The sequence below is a fragment of the Variovorax sp. 10L421 genome (assembly GCF_056395365.1).
In genome coordinates this window covers 204,178-220,829 of sequence record NZ_JBFTJJ010000003.1, presented here as the reverse complement: position 1 = coordinate 220,829, position 16,652 = coordinate 204,178, and the positions used below count along the sequence as shown (strand labels likewise).

Here is a 16,652-nt window from a genome sequence, read left to right as displayed (position 1 = left end):
TTGATTGTCTGAAGGGCGCCGTCAAGCGGCCGGCAGCGTGAAACGGAATACGGTGCCGCGCGGCTTGTTCGGCTCGAACACCAGCGCCCCGCCGTGCTGCTCCACCACCGTGCGGCACAGGCTCAGGCCGAGCCCCATGCCGTCGGCGCGCGTGGTGAAGAAGGGGGTGAAGAGCCGCTCGGCCACGTCCTCGCCGATGCCGCTACCCAGGTCGGCCACCGAGAATTCGAGCCAGCGCCGCCCGTCTTCCTGTCCCGTGCCCCCCACCGCGACGGCACGCGCCACGCGCAGCCGCAGCACGCGGCTGCCGGCGTTGTCGGGGCCGTCCATGGCCTGCATCGCATTGCGCGCGAGGTTCAGCAGCACCTGCTCGACCAGCGTGCGGTCGCACATGGCCGCCGGCAGGCGGTCCTCGAGCACCACCTCGATGGTCACGCCGAGCTTGCGCGCCTGCAGCCGCACCAGCGGCAGCACCGCGTCGATCAGCGCCTGCGGCGCGACGGCCTCGCGCGTGCGGTCGCGCCGGCGCACGAAGTCGTGCACGCTGCGAATGACCTGGCCCGCGCGATCGGCCTGCTCGGCGATGCGCCTCACCGCCATCGCCACTTCGCCCTGGTCGCCCTTCGCATGCGGGCCGAGCAGGTTGAGCGAGCCGCTCGCATAGCTGGCGATGGCGGCCAGCGGCTGCGTGAGCTCGTGGCTCAGCAACGATGCCATCTCGCCGACGGTCGCCAGCCGTGCGCTGGCCTGCAGCCGCTCCTGGCTGGCGCGCGAGAGCTCCTCGATGCGGCGCTGCTCGCTCACGTCGATGAACGCGCTCATCCAGCCGGTCTGCACCTTGTGGGCGTTGATCAGCGGCGCTTCGAAGATCAGCACCGGAAAGCGCGTGCCGTCCTTGCGCATGAAGACCGACTCGAAGCCTTCGCGCGGCGGCATGCCGCCGGCAAGGCGCCGGGCCTGCCGCTGCTGATACTCGTGCGCCAGTTCGGTCGGCCAATAGGGTGCGTCGGCGCTGTCCGCCATGAGCTCCTCGGGGCTGAAGCCGACCATCTCGCAGAAGGCCGGGTTCACGTAGGTGATGCGGCCCTGCAGGTCGCGCGCGCGCAGGCCGGTGATGACCGAGTCTTCCATCGCCTTGCGGAAGGCCAGCGCGTCGGCCAGGTCGCGCTCGGCGCGCAGGCGCCTGCGCGTGTCGCGCGCGAGCAGCACCAGCACCGACACCAGCGCGATCGAGATTGCCGTGACCAGCGCGGTGAGCATGTTCGGGAACAGGTCGGGCGCGGCGCGCCAGCCGTCGACGCGCAGCATCAGCGCGGCGCCCGGCAGGTCGATCAGCTGCTGCGAGGTGAACACCCGCGTACCGACTCGCCGCGAACTGCCGAGCGCCACCAGCCGCGTGCCGTCGGCCTCGGTGAATGCCACTTCCTGGCCGCGCGTGAGCGTGGGGCCGACCAGCTCGATCAGCGCATCGCGCAGCGAGTAGCTCGCCACGAGGTAGCCGCCGCCATCGATCGGCAGGCACAGCTCCATCACCTCGATGCCGCCGCCACCGGCGATCGGCACGTAGTGGCTCGGCGAATAGGCCGGCGCGCCGAGCTTGCGCGCGGCGGCGCAGGCCAGCGTCACGTCGGACTGCTCGGGGCCGCGGCTCTCCTCGTCGAGGAGGCGCATGCGGTAGGGCGTGTTGACGGCCTGCTGCGTGCGCATGGCGGCATCGCGCCATTCGAGCCGCAGCCATTCGCGGTGCTCGCGCAGCAGCGCGGCCGCGGCCGTGGACCATTGTGTGCGGTCGGCGCCCGGGGCCTGCGTGGCGCGCAGGCTCTGCGCATTGCGCTGGAAGCCGCTGCGCAGGTCGGAGACGGCGTCGGCGGTGTCGCGGTCGAGCGCGGCCTGCACCTGCTCGACCTCGTGCCGGCCGGCGAGCCACACCACCGTCACCAGCAATACCGACACCAGCACCGCCATCAGCAGCCACAGGAACCAGCGCTGCCACAGCGAGCGCAGCCGCGCGAACGCCAGCAGCGCCCACCGCTGCGGTGCGACGGTCAGCAGCGCATCGGACATCGCTAGAGAACGCGGTGCGAAAGCACGGGCAACTGCGCGCGCGTGCTTTCGACCCTCGCGGCATCGATGTCGAACAGCACCACGCCTTCTTCGCTGGCCTGCTGCGCGACCACCGCGCCCCAGGGGTCGACGACCAGCGACTGGCCCCAGGTCCGGCGGCCGTTCTCGTGCGTGCCGCCCTGCGCGGGTGCGACCACCCAGGCCAGGTTCTCGATGGCGCGGGCGCGCAGCAGCACCTCCCAGTGGGCGGCGCCGGTAGTGCGCGTGAAGGCGCTGGGCACCAGCAGCAGGTCGGCGCCCTGCTTCGCGAGCGCGCGGTAGAGCTCGGGAAAGCGCAGGTCGTAGCACACGCTCATGCCCACGCGCCAGCTGTGGCCGTCGCGCGAGGGCAAGTCGAACACCACGGGCTGCGTGCCGGGCGCGATGACGCGGCGCTCGTCGTAGCGCTCGGTGCCGTTGTCGAAGAAGAAGAGATGGATCTTGTCGTAGCGCGCCACGCACCGCCCCTCGGGCGAGAAGGCCAGCGAGCTGTTGAACACGTGCTCGGCGTCGGCGCTCTCGATGGGCAGCGTGCCGCCGACGATCCACAGGCCGAACTCGCGCGCCGCGTCGGCCAGGAAGCCCTGCACCGCGCCGGCGCCGGCGGTCTCGCGCAGGCCCAGCTTGTCGGTGTCGCGCGCGCCCATCATGCAGAAATACTCGGGCAGCACCGCCAGCTCGGCGCCGGCCGCGGCCGCCTGCGCGAGCAGGCCGTGGGCGCGAGCGAGGTTGGCTTCGCGGGCGATGGCCGACACCATCTGGATGGCTGCGACTTTCATTGCGTGGTCTCCGTTTTCTTGCCTTCGTTCGCGGCCGGCGAACCCGGCAGGCCGGGGATGGCCGGAATGCTCTGGGGCAGCAGTTGCAGCGTGCGCGGCACCTTCGCTATTTTGGGGTCGGCCCAGGTGCCTTCGATATGGAACTCCTGCGTGGCGGCCGCCGCCAGCGGCTTGCTCAATACCCATTGGGCGAGGAAGGTGCCCAGGCCGATGGCCGGGTTGATGGCGGTGGCCACGAGCGCGGCCGTGCCCGCATTGATCTCGGGCACCACCACCACGCGCAGGTTCTGCGTCTCGCGCACGATGTCGGCCGAGCCGTCCATCAGCGCGGCGGCGTTGACGCCCTTCATCTGCAGGTTGTTGGTGCTGGCGATGCCCTTGTTGATCTTCGCGTCGCCGCGAATGAAGTCGAAGGCGAAGCCCTGGCTGAAGACGTCGCGGAAGTCGAGCGTGAGCCGGCGCGGCAGCGCCTGCAGGCTCAGCACGCCGAGCAGCTTGGCCAGGCCCGGGTCGGCCTTGAGGAACTGGCCCTGCTCCACGTCGACCTGCAGCTGCCCGCCCAGGCTCGGGTAGTCGAGCGAGAACGGCGAACCGCGCCAGTTGACATCGCCCTCGATCCGCCCGCGGCCGCGCAGCAGCACGCCCGGCATGCCGAAGCGCGTGAGCAGGTCGCCGGCATCGCTGATGTCGAGCTTGAACGTCATGGCGGTGCGGCGCTGGCCGGCCGCGGCACCAGGCACCGCCGCCCAGCTGCCCTTGGCCGCGAAGCTGGCCTCGGGCATGGTGAAGGTCAGCTTGTTGAGCGCCCATTCGCGGCTCGCGCCCCCGCGGTTGACCGCGTCGATCTCGGCGCGGCCCAGGCGCTTGCCGAGCAACTCGAAATCGTCGATCACGATGTCGAGCGCCGGCAGGGTGCCGGGCTGCTCGTCGAGCAGGGTCTCGACCTGCGTGGCCTCGGCCGGTGCGATCTTCAGCCGCGCGAGCCGCGCATGGAGGCGCCCGGCCTGCGCGTGGCGGTATTCCGCATAGCCGCTGAGTTCGGTGGCGTCGATGTTGGCGCGCCAGACAGCGCCGTCGCGCGTACCGCCGAGCACCACGTTGTGCAGCGTGCGGCCCGCGATGCCGAGCTGCTGCGCGCGCACCGCGATGCGCGTGGGCAGGTAGGCCTGCGAGGGGTCGTCGGCGCGCTCCGCCGTCTCGGTGCCGGTGCCGGTCGCCTCGCCGAGCAGCGCCTGCCATGCCGCCATGTCGAGCTTGGCGACGTTGACGTTCGCGAACACGCCTTTGTCGGGCAGGCTGGCCGTCTCGCCGGCCGCGAGGCCGACGCCGATGCTGCCGCGCAGCACGCGCGCCTCGTTGCCAGCGAGATCGCGCACGTACTGGACGGCGCCGACGCGGCCGAGGTCGAGCAAGAGCTGGTCCTGCGTGGCGACGATGGCACCCTGTTTCGTGGTTTCGCGCGCGAGCACCTTCTTCTCGACGCGCAGCGGCATCTGCTCTTCGGCCGTCTTCACGAGCGGCGGCGGCAGCTGCAGCGCCAGGCCCTGCAGGCTGCTGGTGAGCGAGAACTCGGGCGTGCCGTCGCGCATCGAGAAAGTGGCCGCATAGGGTGTACTGCCGGTCGCCTTCTTCGCGAGGCGGGCGAGCCAGTCGACCTCGCGCGCGCCGCGCAGGCCCTCGGCCGTGGCCGTGCCCTGCGCCTTCAGGGCCACCTCGCGATTCGGGCCGGTGAAGCGGCCGCGGCCTTCGACGCGGATGTCGCCGCCGAGCAGCCTGGCCTGCACGCCGGCCAGGGAAAAGCCGGTTTCGGTGAAGCTGAGCGTGCCCTTGGCCTGCGTGAGCGAAGGCGCCTCGGGCACGACTTGCAGCTCGTTGTCGGCCAGCGCCACAGTGGCCTGCACCTTGGCGTTTTCCATGGCCGCGAGGGGCAGTTCGAGGTGCAGCTTGTAGTCGGCCGAACCGGTGGCGCGCGCGGTCCGCATGATCTCGCCGGTTTCGCCGGCCAGCGGCGCGCCCGCGCGCAGCACCTCGCCGAGCGGCCCCTTGGCCTGCGCATCGACGCGCAGCATCGAGGCATGGTGCGACATGTCGGCGATCTGCGCCTCGGCCTTGGTGATCTCGACACCGGGTGCACCGACGATCCGGCCGCGCGCGTTGCGCACCAGCATGCCGGCGCGCTCGAACACGAGCTCGCCCGACAGGCCGGTGAGCGGCGGCCACACCGGGGCGGGCGTGCCGTTGCGCAGCGGCGCGGAGGACGGCGGCACGTAGGCGTAGTTGACGTCGGCCACCTTGGCGGCGATGCGGAAGTCGCCCTGCTTCGGGTCCATGAAGGGCATGTCGTGCAGGTCGCCGCGCACGCGGAAGTCGACGCTGCTGGCGACGCCCTTGGTGACGGCGTTGCGCACGTAGTCGCGCGTGTGCTGCGGAATGTCGAGCGGCAGGTAGCGGAACACGCGCGTGCCGTCGGCGCGGGTCAGCTTGCCCTGCAGGTCGAGCACGCCGGGAAAGCGTCCGTGGCCGCTGGAGACGGCCGGGTCGCTGGTGCGCCAGGTGGCTTCGGCATCGCCCTCGGCGTCGGTGTTGGCGAAGCGCAGCTTCGACAGCTGCAGCTGCGCGTTGCCGTTGTCGAGCTTCCATTGCAGCTGCGCCGAGAGCCGGTCGATGGGAATGACCGGCTCTTCGAACACGCCCGGGAATTCGAGCGTGCCCTGTGCGATGGCGAGCGTGGCGGTGCCGCCGGTGTGGGAGGCGTCGAAGTCGACCGCGGCGCCGCTCAGGCCGGGGGTGCCGGGACGGGTCTTGGGCGGTGTGGCCGCCGCATCCAGCCTGCCGGGCTGCGAGGCGATGCGCAGGCCGCTGACGCGGCCCTTGGCCTGGTAGCGGCTGGGCGCCCCCAGCGGGCCCTGCCAGTTCAGGTCGACACGCTCGACGAGGCCGCGCGGCGCGTAGGCGTCGAGCATGCGGTGCGTGGCATCGCCCAATGGCAGCCGGTCGGCGATGAGGGCCAGCGCAGCCAGGTCGAGGCGGTCGGCGCGCAGCGCGCCGTGCTCGGGCGTGCGGCCCCGGTTCGGCGTGTGCTGCAGCCACAGGTTGCCACCGGGCCAGCGCAGGCCGTCGCTGGTGTCGAACTGCAGCGCGGTGGTCGAGAACTCCAGCGTCTCCTCGGTGAGCTGCCCCGCGAGGCGGCCGGTGACGGTGCGCAGCACCAGCGGCTGCAGGCCCTTGTCGAGCGACACGTCGACCTTGTCGAGCCCCAGGTCGGCCGCGCCGCCGACGACCTGGCCGTCGTCCACGTCGGCCCACACGCGCAGCGCGCCGTTGCCTTCGCGGATGCGGGCGTCGAGCGACACGTACTGGCCCAGCCGGGTCACGTCGATGTAGGGCAGGTCGGCATAGAGCTGGCCGTCCCAGGTCTGCCAGTGGCCGCTGCGGATGGACAGCAGCGGCTGGCGGAACTGGCCGCGCAGGGTGAAGCGCTGGCCCCAGCCGGCCGGCGGCGTGGCGTCGAGCCGCAGCCCGTGGCGCCGGGCGCTGTTGCGCGCGACGAAGCGCACGTCCGTCAGCAGCAGCGGTTCGGCCTGGCGCTGCTCGTCGGTCCAGCGCACGGTGCCGCCTTCGATGACCAGTTCGCGCTGGGCAAAAAACCAGTCGGCACCGCGAGTTTCTCCGCTCGTGTCGGTCGCCATGTGCAAACCGGCCACATGGAGTTTTCCCTGAGTGTCGCGGCGCACGTCGAGTTGCGGTCCCTCGATGTAGAGCTGCTCGAAGTTGAGCCTCCAGAGCGAGCGCGGCGACACGCTGGCCACCACGCGCACGAGGCGCAGGGCCTCGCGCTTGCCGGCGTCGAGCAGCACCACGTCGCGCAATTCGAAGGCCGGGAAAAGCCCTTCGGAGCGGGCGGTGATCGATCCGATGCGGACCGGCACGCCGATCGCCTTGCTAGCCTGTGCCTCCAGTGCACCGCGGAAATCGCCGATTCGCGGCACAATCCACGCGTGTAGGACAACGACTGACAGCGCCAGCAGAAGCCATGCAGCGATCAACAGACTCAGCAGCCAGCGCGCTGTCACAGCGGTTAATTTGAGCAGACGTGAAGGGGAAGACGCCGTGTCGTTCATTGAGGATCGCGCTGTGTCGGGAATTATGACCGCCAGCATTCAGAGGGGTTCCACGGAAACCAGCATCAGTGTGAACCACTTGCCAGACACTTCGACGCAGGCCGCGTCATCTTCTTACTCACGCTTCGTGCAGCGCCTGCGTCGCAGGTATGCGGCCGAGCTTTCATTGCTTCCCCCTGGTGCGCCGCGGCGCGAGTCGATGATGGTGGCTTACGAGGCATTGCGCCGGCGTGGGGACAACGTCGGCGATGCACTGCGGATTGTGCGGCAGCTCGTGATGGAGCGGCTCGTGACCCTCGACTGCGACGAACAGGCGCCGCTGGCCGTGGTGACCACCGCCGTCACCGAACTGGCCGAGCTGGCACTCGATATTGCGTGCCAGGACGCCTGCCACGAACTCGACACCGCGCACGGCGCCCCGCTTGGCCCCGAAGGCCAGCGCTCGCAGCTGTGGATCGTCGGCATGGGCAAGCTCGGCGCGCGCGAGCTCAACGTGTCGAGCGACATCGACCTGATCTACCTCTACGACGTCGACGGCGAAACCGCCGGCGATGCCGACGGCCGCGGCCGGTTGTCGAACCAGGAATACTTCGGGCGCGCCGTGAAGCGCATCTACGCGCTGGTGGGCGACACCACCGAGCACGGCTTCGTGTTCCGTGTCGACCTGGCGCTGCGGCCCAACGGCAATTCGGGCCCGAGCGTGGTCTCGCTCGATGCGCTCGAAGAATATTTCCAGGTGCAGGGCCGCGAGTGGGAGCGCTTCGCCTGGATGAAGAGCCGGGTGGTGGCGCCGCGCGACATCGTGCTCGCGGGCCAGGCCCAGGGGCTGCGCGGCGCGGTGCTGCCTTTCGTGTTCCGGCGCTACCTCGACTACAGCGTGTTCGATTCGCTGCGCGTGCTGCACCGGCAGATCCGCGAGCAGTCGGCGCGCCGCAGCGCCGGGCGGCCTGAGCGCGCCAACGACGTGAAGCTGTCGCGCGGCGGCATCCGCGAAATCGAGTTCACCGTGCAGCTGCTGCAGGTGGTGCGCGGCGGCCAGTTCCCCGAACTGCGCACGCGGCCCACGCTCGATGCGCTGCAGCGCCTCGCGCGCGCCAACCTCATGCCGCAGGAAACCGCCGATGCGCTGGCGGCGGCCTATGAGTTCCTGCGCCGCGTGGAGCACCGCATCCAGTACCTCGACGACCAGCAGACCCACGCGCTGCCGGTGTCCGACGACGACCTGCGCTGGATTGCCCAGACCATGGGCTACGACTGCTGCGCCTTCCTCGAGCAGCTCGACACGCACCGCGAGTTCGTCGCGCAGGAGTTCGACAAGCTGCTCGGCGGCGAGAAGCCCTGCAACGGCAAGTGCAATGGCAAGAAGGCCTCCGCCGCGCCGGCCGATCTCGCCGATCTGCTCGACGATCTGCCAGCCGCCTTCGCCGACCGCATCCGCGACTGGTGCGAAACGCCGCGCGTGCTCGCCCTGCGCGAGGAGACGCGCGGGCGACTGCGCCAGCTGGTGCAGCGCACCGGCCAATGGCTCAAGGAGCCCGATGGCGACGGCCCGGGACAAACGCCGCGCCATGTCGACGCGGCCTTGCGCTGGGCCGACTGGATCGAACCGCTGCTGCGCCGCGAGAGCTACCTCGCGCTGCTGGTCGAACGCCCGGCCGTGCAGCAACGCCTGCTGCGCCTGCTCGGCGCCGCGAAGTGGCCCGCGCGCTACTTGATGCAGCACCCGGGCGTGATCGACGAGCTGGCGAGCGACGAAATGCTGTCGGGCCGCTTCGTGGCCGCCGAGTTCGAGCGCGAGCTCGAGGCGCGCCACGCCTCGCTCACCCGCACCGGCGAAGCCGACGAAGAGCGCCTGCTGAACCTGCTGCGCCACGCCCACCACGCCGAGGTGTTCCGCACGCTGGCACGCGACGTCGATGGCCGCATCACGGTCGAGCAGGTGGCCGACGACCTGAGCGCGCTGGCCGACACCACCTTGCGCGTGACCGCCCACTGGTGCTGGCCGCACGTGCGCAACCGGCACCGCGAGGTGCCGCAGTTCGCGATCATCGGCTACGGCAAGCTGGGCGGGAAGGAACTGGGCTACGGCAGCGACCTCGACATCGTGTTCGTCTATGACGACGACGACGAGCGCGCCGGCGAGGTCTACGCCGCCTATGTGCGCAAGCTCATCAACTGGCTCACGGTGAAGACGCGCGAAGGCGACCTGTTCGAGATCGATACCGCCTTGCGTCCCAACGGCAACTCGGGCCTGCTGACCACCAGCTTCGAAGCCTACGAAAAGTACCAGCTCGGCCGCGGCAGCAACACCGCGTGGACCTGGGAACACCAGGCCATGACGCGCGCGCGCTTCGTGCTCGGCAGCGAGGACCACGGCGCCGAACTCGGCGCGCGTTTCGACCAGGTGCGCGAGGCCGTGCTGGTATCGCCGCGCGACCGCGAGGCGCTGAAGGCCGAGATCATCGCGATGCGCGACAAGCTGCGTGGCGCGCGGCCCGTGAAGGCCGACCGGTTCGACGTGAAGCACAGCCCCGGCGGCATGGTCGACGCCGAATTCGCGGTGCAGTTCCTGGTGCTGTCGTCGTCGGGCGAGCACCCCGAGCTGATTCCGAACGTGGGGAACATCGCCCTGCTGCTGCGCGCCGAACTCGCGGGACTGCTGCCTGAAGGCGTGGGCCGCAATGCGGCACGGGCCTATCGCGAGCTGCGCCGCGTGCAGCATCGCGCGCGCCTGAACGAAGAGCCGACCCAGGTCACACCGCCCGCACTGGCCGCCGAGCGCGACGCGATGCTGGCACTATGGAAGGCCGTATTTGGCTGACGGCGTCCGTTCTCCCGCCACCACCGCGCTGGCCGCGTGCGCGGTCGCCGTCGCCATCCTTCTTGCGGGCTGCGCCAGCGGTCCGCGCAGCGGCGGCGGCGTTGCCAGCGCCCGCGACGGGGCAGGCACGAACATTCCGCCGGACCTCGCCAGCGTACCCGACGCCGAGCCCCGCATCGAATCCATCCGTGCCAGCGGCGGCACCAGCAAGCCGTACACCGTGCTGGGCCGCGGCTACCAGCCGATCACCGACGACCGGCCCTTCCGCGAATCGGGGCTGGCCTCCTGGTATGGCCGCAAGTTCCATGCGGCATCCACTTCGAGCGGCGAGCCCTACGACATGTACGCAATGACCGCCGCGCACAAGACGCTGCCGCTGCCGAGCTACGTGCGCGTGCGCAACCCCGCCAACGGGCGCGAGGTGATCGTGCGCGTGAACGACCGCGGGCCCTTCGTGGACGGCCGCGTCATCGACCTGAGCTACACGGCCGCGCTGAAGCTCGACCTGCTGCGCGGCGTGGCGCCTGTGGAGATCGAGCGGATCACGAACGAGGACATCCGCACCGGCGCATGGCGGCGCGACGCCGGCACGGCCTACGCCGCTGCGCCCGCCCTCGTGCCCGTCTCCGCGCGGGTGCCGGCGGCACGTGTGGCGAGCGCGCAGCAAGTGCGGGTGCCGGCCGAATGGGTGGCGCCGATAGCCGCGGCGGACAACGACATGCCGCCGCCCGCGTCGACGATGCCGGTCGCGCCGCAGACACCGATGGCGACGGGCAATCCGCCCGGCACCGAAACCGAATCGGCACAGTGGCCGCCTTCCACGCCGCCACGCCAGGCCATCGTGGTGAACGACCTCGCGCCGCTGCAAGCCGCACCTTCACCATCCGCGCTGCCGGCGGCCGGAGCGCCCGCACCGTCCACCGCCCTGCCGGGCTTCTGGGTTCAGCTCGGCGCGTTCCGTGAGCGCGAAGGTGCCGAGAGCCTGCAGAACCAGGCGTCCCGCGGCGTGCCTTCGCTGGCATCGCAGCTGCGGGTTTTCAGCGAGGCTGGCACGCACCGGCTGCAGGCCGGTCCCTTCACCTCGCGCAATGCGGCCGGCGAGGCGGTCACGCAGCTGCGCGAGAGCCTGCGCATCTCGCCGATGGTGGTGGAGCGCCGCTGAGCGCTGCCCTGAGGCCGCCTCGGCGACGGCTCAGGGCATGGCCTTGACGGCCACCGGCATGCGCATGCCGACGCCCATGCGGTTCCAGGCATTGATCTGCGCGATGGCGACGGAAAGCTCGGCGATCTCGACTTCGCTGAAATGCGCCCGCAGCGCCTCGAACTCGGCGTCGCGGCCGCCATGGTGCTCGGACAGGCGCGTCAGCGTTTCGGCCCAGGCGAAGGCGGCACGCTCGCGCTCGCTGAAGAAGCTCACTTCGCGCCAGGTCGCGAGGCTGTTGATGCGCTGCCAGTCTTCGCCCTGCTGGCGCAGGTCGCGCACGTGCATGTCGAGGCAATAGGCGCAGCCGTTGATCTGCGAGACACGGGCGTAGACCAGGTCGAGCAGCGTCTTGCCGAGCGTGGTGGCCTCGTAGGCGCCGTTCACGCCGAGCATGGCCTGGAAGGCCTTGGGGACGGTCTTGTACCAGTTGAGACGGGGGGTGCTGTTCATGGTGCTCTGACTCCAATGAGTGGGTTGAAACGAATCTGCCTACCCCCTGAAGACGTGCCGGCCGAGCGCCTTGTGACACACCGCGCGAAATTATTCTTTCGACGAAGAAAAATACAGGCGTGCGATGTGCGCCAGCTTGTCCGGGTTGCGCTGCGCGCGGATGCGCACGATCCGCTCGTCCTCGATCTCGAAGGTCTGGGCCGATTCGAGTGCGCCGTCGACGAAGCGCAGCAGCCCGGGCTCGCCGTTGATCTCGACCAGCTCCATGCGCACCGCCGGCCCCAGGCGGCGCCAGAGCGCGAAGTAGAGCTGCGCCAGGCGCTGGCTGCCGCGCAGGATCTTGCTGAAGCTCTGCACCTTGCCGCCGCCGTCGCCAATGAGTTCGACGTCCTCGGCCATCAGCGCTTTCAGGTCCTGCAGGCTGCCGCGCGCGGCGGCGTCGGCGAAGGCGCGCAGCAGGCGCTGGTGCGTTTCGCGCGGCACGCTGAAGCGCGGGCGCCCCTCCTGCACCTGCGCCTTGGCGCGGTGCACGAGCTGGCGGCAGGCGGCCTCGCTCTTGCCGAGCGTGCGGGCGATTTCGTCGTAGTCGGCGTCGAACACTTCGCGCAGCAGGAAGGCGGCGCGGGCCTCGGGCGCGAGGCGCTCCAGCACCGCGAGGAAGGCGACGGAGATGTTGTCGGCGCGCTCGAGCAGCTGTTCGGGGCTTTCCGGCGCATCGGTCAGCACGGGCTCGGGCATCCAGGCGCCGATGTAGTGCTCGCGCTGGACCTTGGCGGCGCGCAGCCGGTCGATCGACAGGCGGGTGACGACGGTCACGAGCCAGGCTTCGGCGCTGTCGAAGCTGGCCTTGTCGGCTTCGTGCCAGCGCAGCCAGGCGTCCTGCACGACCTCTTCGGCCTCGGCCATGGAGCCGAGCATGCGGTAGGCGATGCCCTGCAGGCGGCCGCGTTGGCTGTCGAAGGTGAGGGTCGGGTCGTCCATGGCCATAAGACGGATGACAGCCGAGGTTTGTGACAACCCCTAAAGAGGGGGCGGCATTTCCGGCAGGGCCGCCGCGCACGGCCGCCCCCCGCAGGGGGCTGGCGAAGCGACACGAAGCGCGCGCAGCCTGGGGGCGAACAACAGCTATGCGCCTTGGTATTCAGGCTTGGGGCCGAGGGTCGCCGCGATTTCCTTGCGGTACCGGTTCAGCTCCTGCACGGTCTTGAAGCTGCGGTTCATCAGCAGGCTCAGGTTGTGCAGGATGCGCTCGCCGACCTTGGTTTCCCAGACGGCGTCGAACTTGATCTGCTTGTCGAGCCAGTGCTCCAGCCAGTCCGGGTCGGGCATGCGGCTCTGGATGGTGTCGTTGGGGAACAGCGCCTTGTTGACGTGCAGGTTCGTCGGATGCAGCGCCTGCGCGGTACGGCGCGCGCTGGCCATCAGCACGCCGACCTTGGTGAAGGCGGCACGGGCCTCGTCGCCGAACTTCTCCATCGCGCGCTTCATGTATCGCAGGTAGGCGCCGCCGTGGCGGGCTTCGTCCTGGCTCAGCGTGGTGTAGATGTGCTTGATGACCGGCTCGGTGTGCCACTGGGCGGCGCGGCGGTACCAGTGGTTGAGGCGGATTTCGCCGCAGAAATGCAGCATGAGGGTTTCGAGCGGCGGGGCCGGGTCGAAGTCGAAGCGCACTTCGTGCAGTTCCTGCTCGGTGGGCGCGTGCTTGGGGCTGAAGCGCTTCAGGTATTCCATGAGCACCAGCGAATGCTTCTGCTCCTCGAAGAACCAGATCGACATGAAAGCGGAAAAGTCGCTATCGTGGCGGTTGTCGCGCAGGAACATCTCGGTGGCCGGCAACGCCGCCCACTCGGTGATGGCATTCATCTTGATGGTCTGGGCCTGCTCTTCCGACAGCAAGGAAGCGTCGAACGACTGCCAGGGAATGTCCTTGTCCATGTCCCAACGGACGGATTCGAGTTGTCTGAAGAGTTCCGGATAGAGCATCAATGTCTTTCTATGGCCGCCGATTTTAGTCGGCCCGTTTGGCGCGACCATGACAGACGCGCGATGATGCGGATATACGCGCCGCTGCGGCACGGATGCACACCTCCTTTTTGAACCAGGATCCCGCGATGCGAACCCTTTTCTTATTGTCGACGCTCTGGCGATGCGCCCCCGCGGTTTCCCTCGTGGCGGGCCTCGTTTCGATGCTGCCGGCCCACGCCCAGACAGCCTCCGCGGCACCCGCTCCGGCAGAGGCCGCGGGATGTCCTGCAATCCTGCAACACACCTTCCCAAGGCTGCAGGACGAAAAACCCCAGTCTTTGTGCCAGTATTCCGGCAAAGTGGTTCTGGTGGTCAATACGGCCAGCTTCTGCGGTTTCACCCCGCAATACAAGGGGCTGGAGTCGCTGGACATGAAATATCGCGCGCGCGGGCTCGTGGTGCTGGGCTTTCCGTCGAATGACTTCGCCCAGGAATCGGGCTCCAACAAGGAAATTGCCGACTTCTGCGAAAGCACTTTCGGGGTGAAATTCCCGATGTTCGCCAAGTCGTCGGTGCGCGGCACCGACGCCAATCCGCTGTTCAAGCAGCTCGCGCAGGCCTCGGGCACCACGCCGAAGTGGAATTTCTACAAATACCTGATCGGCCGCGACGGCAAGGTCGTACAGGCGTGGTCGAGCATGACGGCGCCCGATGAGAACGGCTTCGTGAACGTCATCGAGAAGCAGCTCGGACCCAATTGACACCGACACGTCCGGTCGTGGTGAATTTGGCGACACAAACGTTTACCAAACGAGCGGGAACCGTGCAGCGGATGCCGCGCTCCTAAATCGCGTGGGCAGCGATTGCCCACCCGTTTTCATGTTGCGAGGTCTTCCGGGTGCTTGTCGTCCGGTCGAAATCCCGAGGCGATTCTTCTCCTCCTCCCTCCCTCCCTCCTTCGCGTCGGGGCGCCTCGCAGCATTTTTGTCTTCCAGCCGCAGACGTTGAAAAGGCGCCTCGCGGCGCCTTTTTTCAGGGTTTGGTGTCGATGAAGCTGGGCCGCAGCATCAGCTTGTCGTACAGCTTGGCCAGGTTGCCGTGCTCCCCCCGCCAGTCGATATCGGGAAAGCGCAGGTCCAGCCAGCCCAGCGTGCAGCCCACCGCGATGTCCGACAGGCTCAGATGGATGCCGCTGCAGAAAGGCTTGTCGCCCAGGCCCTTGGCCATCGCGGCAATGCCGCCCTCAACCTTGTTGCGCTGGCGCTCGATCCAGGCTGCGCTGCGTTCGCCGTCGCTGCGCCCGGCCCAGGTGGCTTCCAGGCGCCAGAGCACGCCGGCGTCCATGACGCCATCGGCCAGCGCCTCCCAGGTCTTGACCTCGGCGCGCTCCCGGCCTTGCTGGGGAATCAGCTTGCCGACCGGCGAGAGGGTGTCCAGGTATTCGACGATCACGCGGGAGTCGAACATCGCCTCGCCGCCTTCCATGATCAGGCAGGGAACCTTGCCGAGCGGGTTGGAATGGGAGATCGTGGTGTCGGAGGCCCAAACGTCCTCGAGCACGAACTGGTAATCGAGCCGCTTCTCCGCCAGCACCACGCGCACCTTGCGCACATAAGGGCTGGCGGCGGATCCGATCAGTTTCATGAAGACTCTCTCCCTGCTTAAATGACGTTTGTTGAGAGTCATTTTAGGTGAACGGGGAAACCGGAGCCCGAATCGGCCCCAATCTGTCGGGACCACCCCACGGACCGGCGGCCGCCTAAAATTCGGGCATGAGCTTTTCCACCGTCTCCGCCCTCTCCCCCCTTGACGGCCGCTATGCGGCCAAACTCGCGGCACTGCGCCCGCTGATGAGCGAACAGGGCTATATGCACCGCCGCGTGCAAGTCGAAGTGGCGTGGTTCATTGCGCTGTCCGACTGCGGCTTCGCCGAATTCAAGCCCCTCACGGGCGGCGCCCGCAAGTACCTGCTGGGCCTCGTGTCCCATTTTTCCGAAGCCGACGCACTGGCCATCAAGGAAATCGAGAAAACCACCAACCACGACGTGAAGGCGGTCGAATACTGGATCAAGTCCAAGTTCGAAGCCCGGCCCGAGCTGCTCGCGGCCGCCGAGTTCGTGCACTTCGCCTGCACCAGCGAGGACATCAACAACACCAGCCACGCCCTGCAGATCCAGGCCGCGCGCGACAAGGTGGTGCTGCCGGCCATCGACGGCCTGATCACCAAGCTGCGCGAAATGGCGCACCAGTTCGCCGGCGTGTCGATGCTCTCGCGCACGCACGGCCAGACCGCCAGCCCGACCACGGTCGGCAAGGAAATCGCCAACGTGACGGTGCGCCTGTCGAAGGCCCGCGCGCAGATCGCCGCGGTGCAGCTGCTGGGCAAGATGAACGGCGCGGTCGGCAACTACAACGCCCACCTGGCCGCCTGGCCTGACTTCGACTGGGAAGCCTTCAGCCGCAAGGTGATCGAAACGCCCGCGCCGCTGGGCCTGGGCCTGAACTTCCAGCCGTACAGCATCCAGATCGAGCCGCACGACTACATGGCCGAGCTGTTCGACGCCGTCGCGCGCATCAACACGATCCTGATCGACTTCTCGCGCGACATCTGGGGCTACGTGAGCCTGGGCTATTTCAAGCAGCGGCTCAAGAAGGGCGAGATCGGCTCCTCGACGATGCCGCACAAGGTCAACCCGATCGACTTCGAGAACGCCGAGGGCAACCTGGGCCTGGCCAACGCGGTGCTGCGCCACCTGAGCGAGAAGCTGCCGATCAGCCGCTGGCAGCGCGACCTGACCGACAGCACGGTGCTGCGCAACATCGGCGTGGCCTTCGGCTACGCCACGCTGGCCTACGCGAGCCTGGCCACCGGCCTGGGCAAGCTCGAACTGAACGAGGAAGCGCTGGCCGAAGACCTCGACGCCTCGTGGGAAGTGCTGGCCGAGCCGATCCAGACGGTGATGCGCCGCTTCGGCGTGCAGGGCGCCTACGAGCAGCTCAAGGAAGTGACGCGCGGCAAGACCGTGACGGCCGAGGCGCTGCACGGACTGATCCGCTCGCTCGCCATTCCGGAGGAGGAAAAGGCCCGCCTGCTGGCCATGACCCCCGCCAGCTACGTGGGCAAGGCGGCGGAACTCGCCAGTAGAATTTAGGCTTCCTGTATCGATGCACCAGCCGCCTGAAGGCGGCTGTTTTGCGTCGGTGGTTAT

11 protein-coding genes are annotated in these 16,652 nt (G+C 68.9%); 4 read left to right on the top strand and 7 right to left on the bottom strand.

Going from position 1 to position 16,652, the window contains the following annotated elements; translation table 11 throughout:
* Positions 1-21 precede the first annotated feature (21 nt).
* From AC1DFC_RS07310 to AC1DFC_RS07300, 3 genes are read right to left on the bottom strand one after another with little or no spacing between them, the layout of a single operon-like run.
* Entirely contained in the window at positions 22-2,064 is a 2,043-nt protein-coding gene (locus AC1DFC_RS07310) for a two-component system sensor histidine kinase NtrB (RefSeq protein WP_413336114.1), read from the bottom strand.
* 2 nt (positions 2,065-2,066) lie between these two features.
* A complete protein-coding gene (locus tag AC1DFC_RS07305; RefSeq protein ID WP_413314238.1) occupies positions 2,067-2,882 on the bottom strand; it encodes a carbon-nitrogen hydrolase family protein in 816 nt (271 codons plus the stop codon).
* Complete coding sequence (locus AC1DFC_RS07300) at positions 2,879-7,003, bottom strand: YhdP family protein (protein WP_413336116.1); 4,125 nt, start codon at positions 7,001-7,003, stop codon at positions 2,879-2,881. Before AC1DFC_RS07300 ends, AC1DFC_RS07305 begins: the two co-directional genes overlap by 4 nt.
* Positions 7,004-7,028: 25 nt before the next feature.
* Here AC1DFC_RS07300 and glnE point away from each other — a divergent pair, with 25 nt between their 5' ends.
* Positions 7,029-9,824, top strand: coding sequence for a bifunctional [glutamate--ammonia ligase]-adenylyl-L-tyrosine phosphorylase/[glutamate--ammonia-ligase] adenylyltransferase (glnE, locus tag AC1DFC_RS07295; protein ID WP_042672691.1), 2,796 nt, complete (start codon positions 7,029-7,031; stop codon positions 9,822-9,824).
* Positions 9,817-10,986 (top strand): septal ring lytic transglycosylase RlpA family protein, encoded by a 1,170-nt coding sequence (locus AC1DFC_RS07290; protein ID WP_413336118.1) that lies wholly within the window; start codon positions 9,817-9,819, stop codon positions 10,984-10,986. Before glnE ends, AC1DFC_RS07290 begins: the two co-directional genes overlap by 8 nt.
* Positions 10,987-11,016: 30 nt before the next feature.
* Here the strand turns inward: AC1DFC_RS07290 and AC1DFC_RS07285 are convergent, their stop codons facing one another.
* The 3 genes from AC1DFC_RS07285 to AC1DFC_RS07275 form a co-directional block, all read right to left on the bottom strand.
* Entirely contained in the window at positions 11,017-11,478 is a 462-nt protein-coding gene (locus AC1DFC_RS07285) for a carboxymuconolactone decarboxylase family protein (protein ID WP_007828797.1), read from the bottom strand.
* Positions 11,479-11,568: 90 nt separating this feature from the next.
* Positions 11,569-12,459, bottom strand: coding sequence for an RNA polymerase sigma-70 factor (locus tag AC1DFC_RS07280; RefSeq protein ID WP_413336120.1), 891 nt, complete (start codon positions 12,457-12,459; stop codon positions 11,569-11,571).
* Positions 12,460-12,603: 144 nt separating this feature from the next.
* Positions 12,604-13,461, bottom strand: a complete 858-nt coding sequence (locus AC1DFC_RS07275; RefSeq protein ID WP_042672690.1) for a ferritin family protein — start codon at positions 13,459-13,461, stop codon at positions 12,604-12,606.
* 128 nt (positions 13,462-13,589) lie between these two features.
* Between AC1DFC_RS07275 and AC1DFC_RS07270 the strand changes: the two genes are divergently transcribed.
* A complete protein-coding gene (locus AC1DFC_RS07270; RefSeq protein WP_007828791.1) occupies positions 13,590-14,204 on the top strand; it encodes a glutathione peroxidase in 615 nt (204 codons plus the stop codon).
* Between the two features lie 271 nt (positions 14,205-14,475).
* On the opposite strand, the gene AC1DFC_RS07265 is transcribed toward AC1DFC_RS07270, so the two are convergent.
* Positions 14,476-15,087, bottom strand: a complete 612-nt coding sequence (locus AC1DFC_RS07265) for a glutathione S-transferase N-terminal domain-containing protein (protein WP_007828789.1) — start codon at positions 15,085-15,087, stop codon at positions 14,476-14,478.
* 128 nt (positions 15,088-15,215) lie between these two features.
* Between AC1DFC_RS07265 and purB the strand changes: the two genes are divergently transcribed.
* Complete coding sequence (purB, locus tag AC1DFC_RS07260) at positions 15,216-16,595, top strand: adenylosuccinate lyase (protein ID WP_007828788.1); 1,380 nt, start codon at positions 15,216-15,218, stop codon at positions 16,593-16,595.
* Positions 16,596-16,652: the final 57 nt, after the last annotated feature.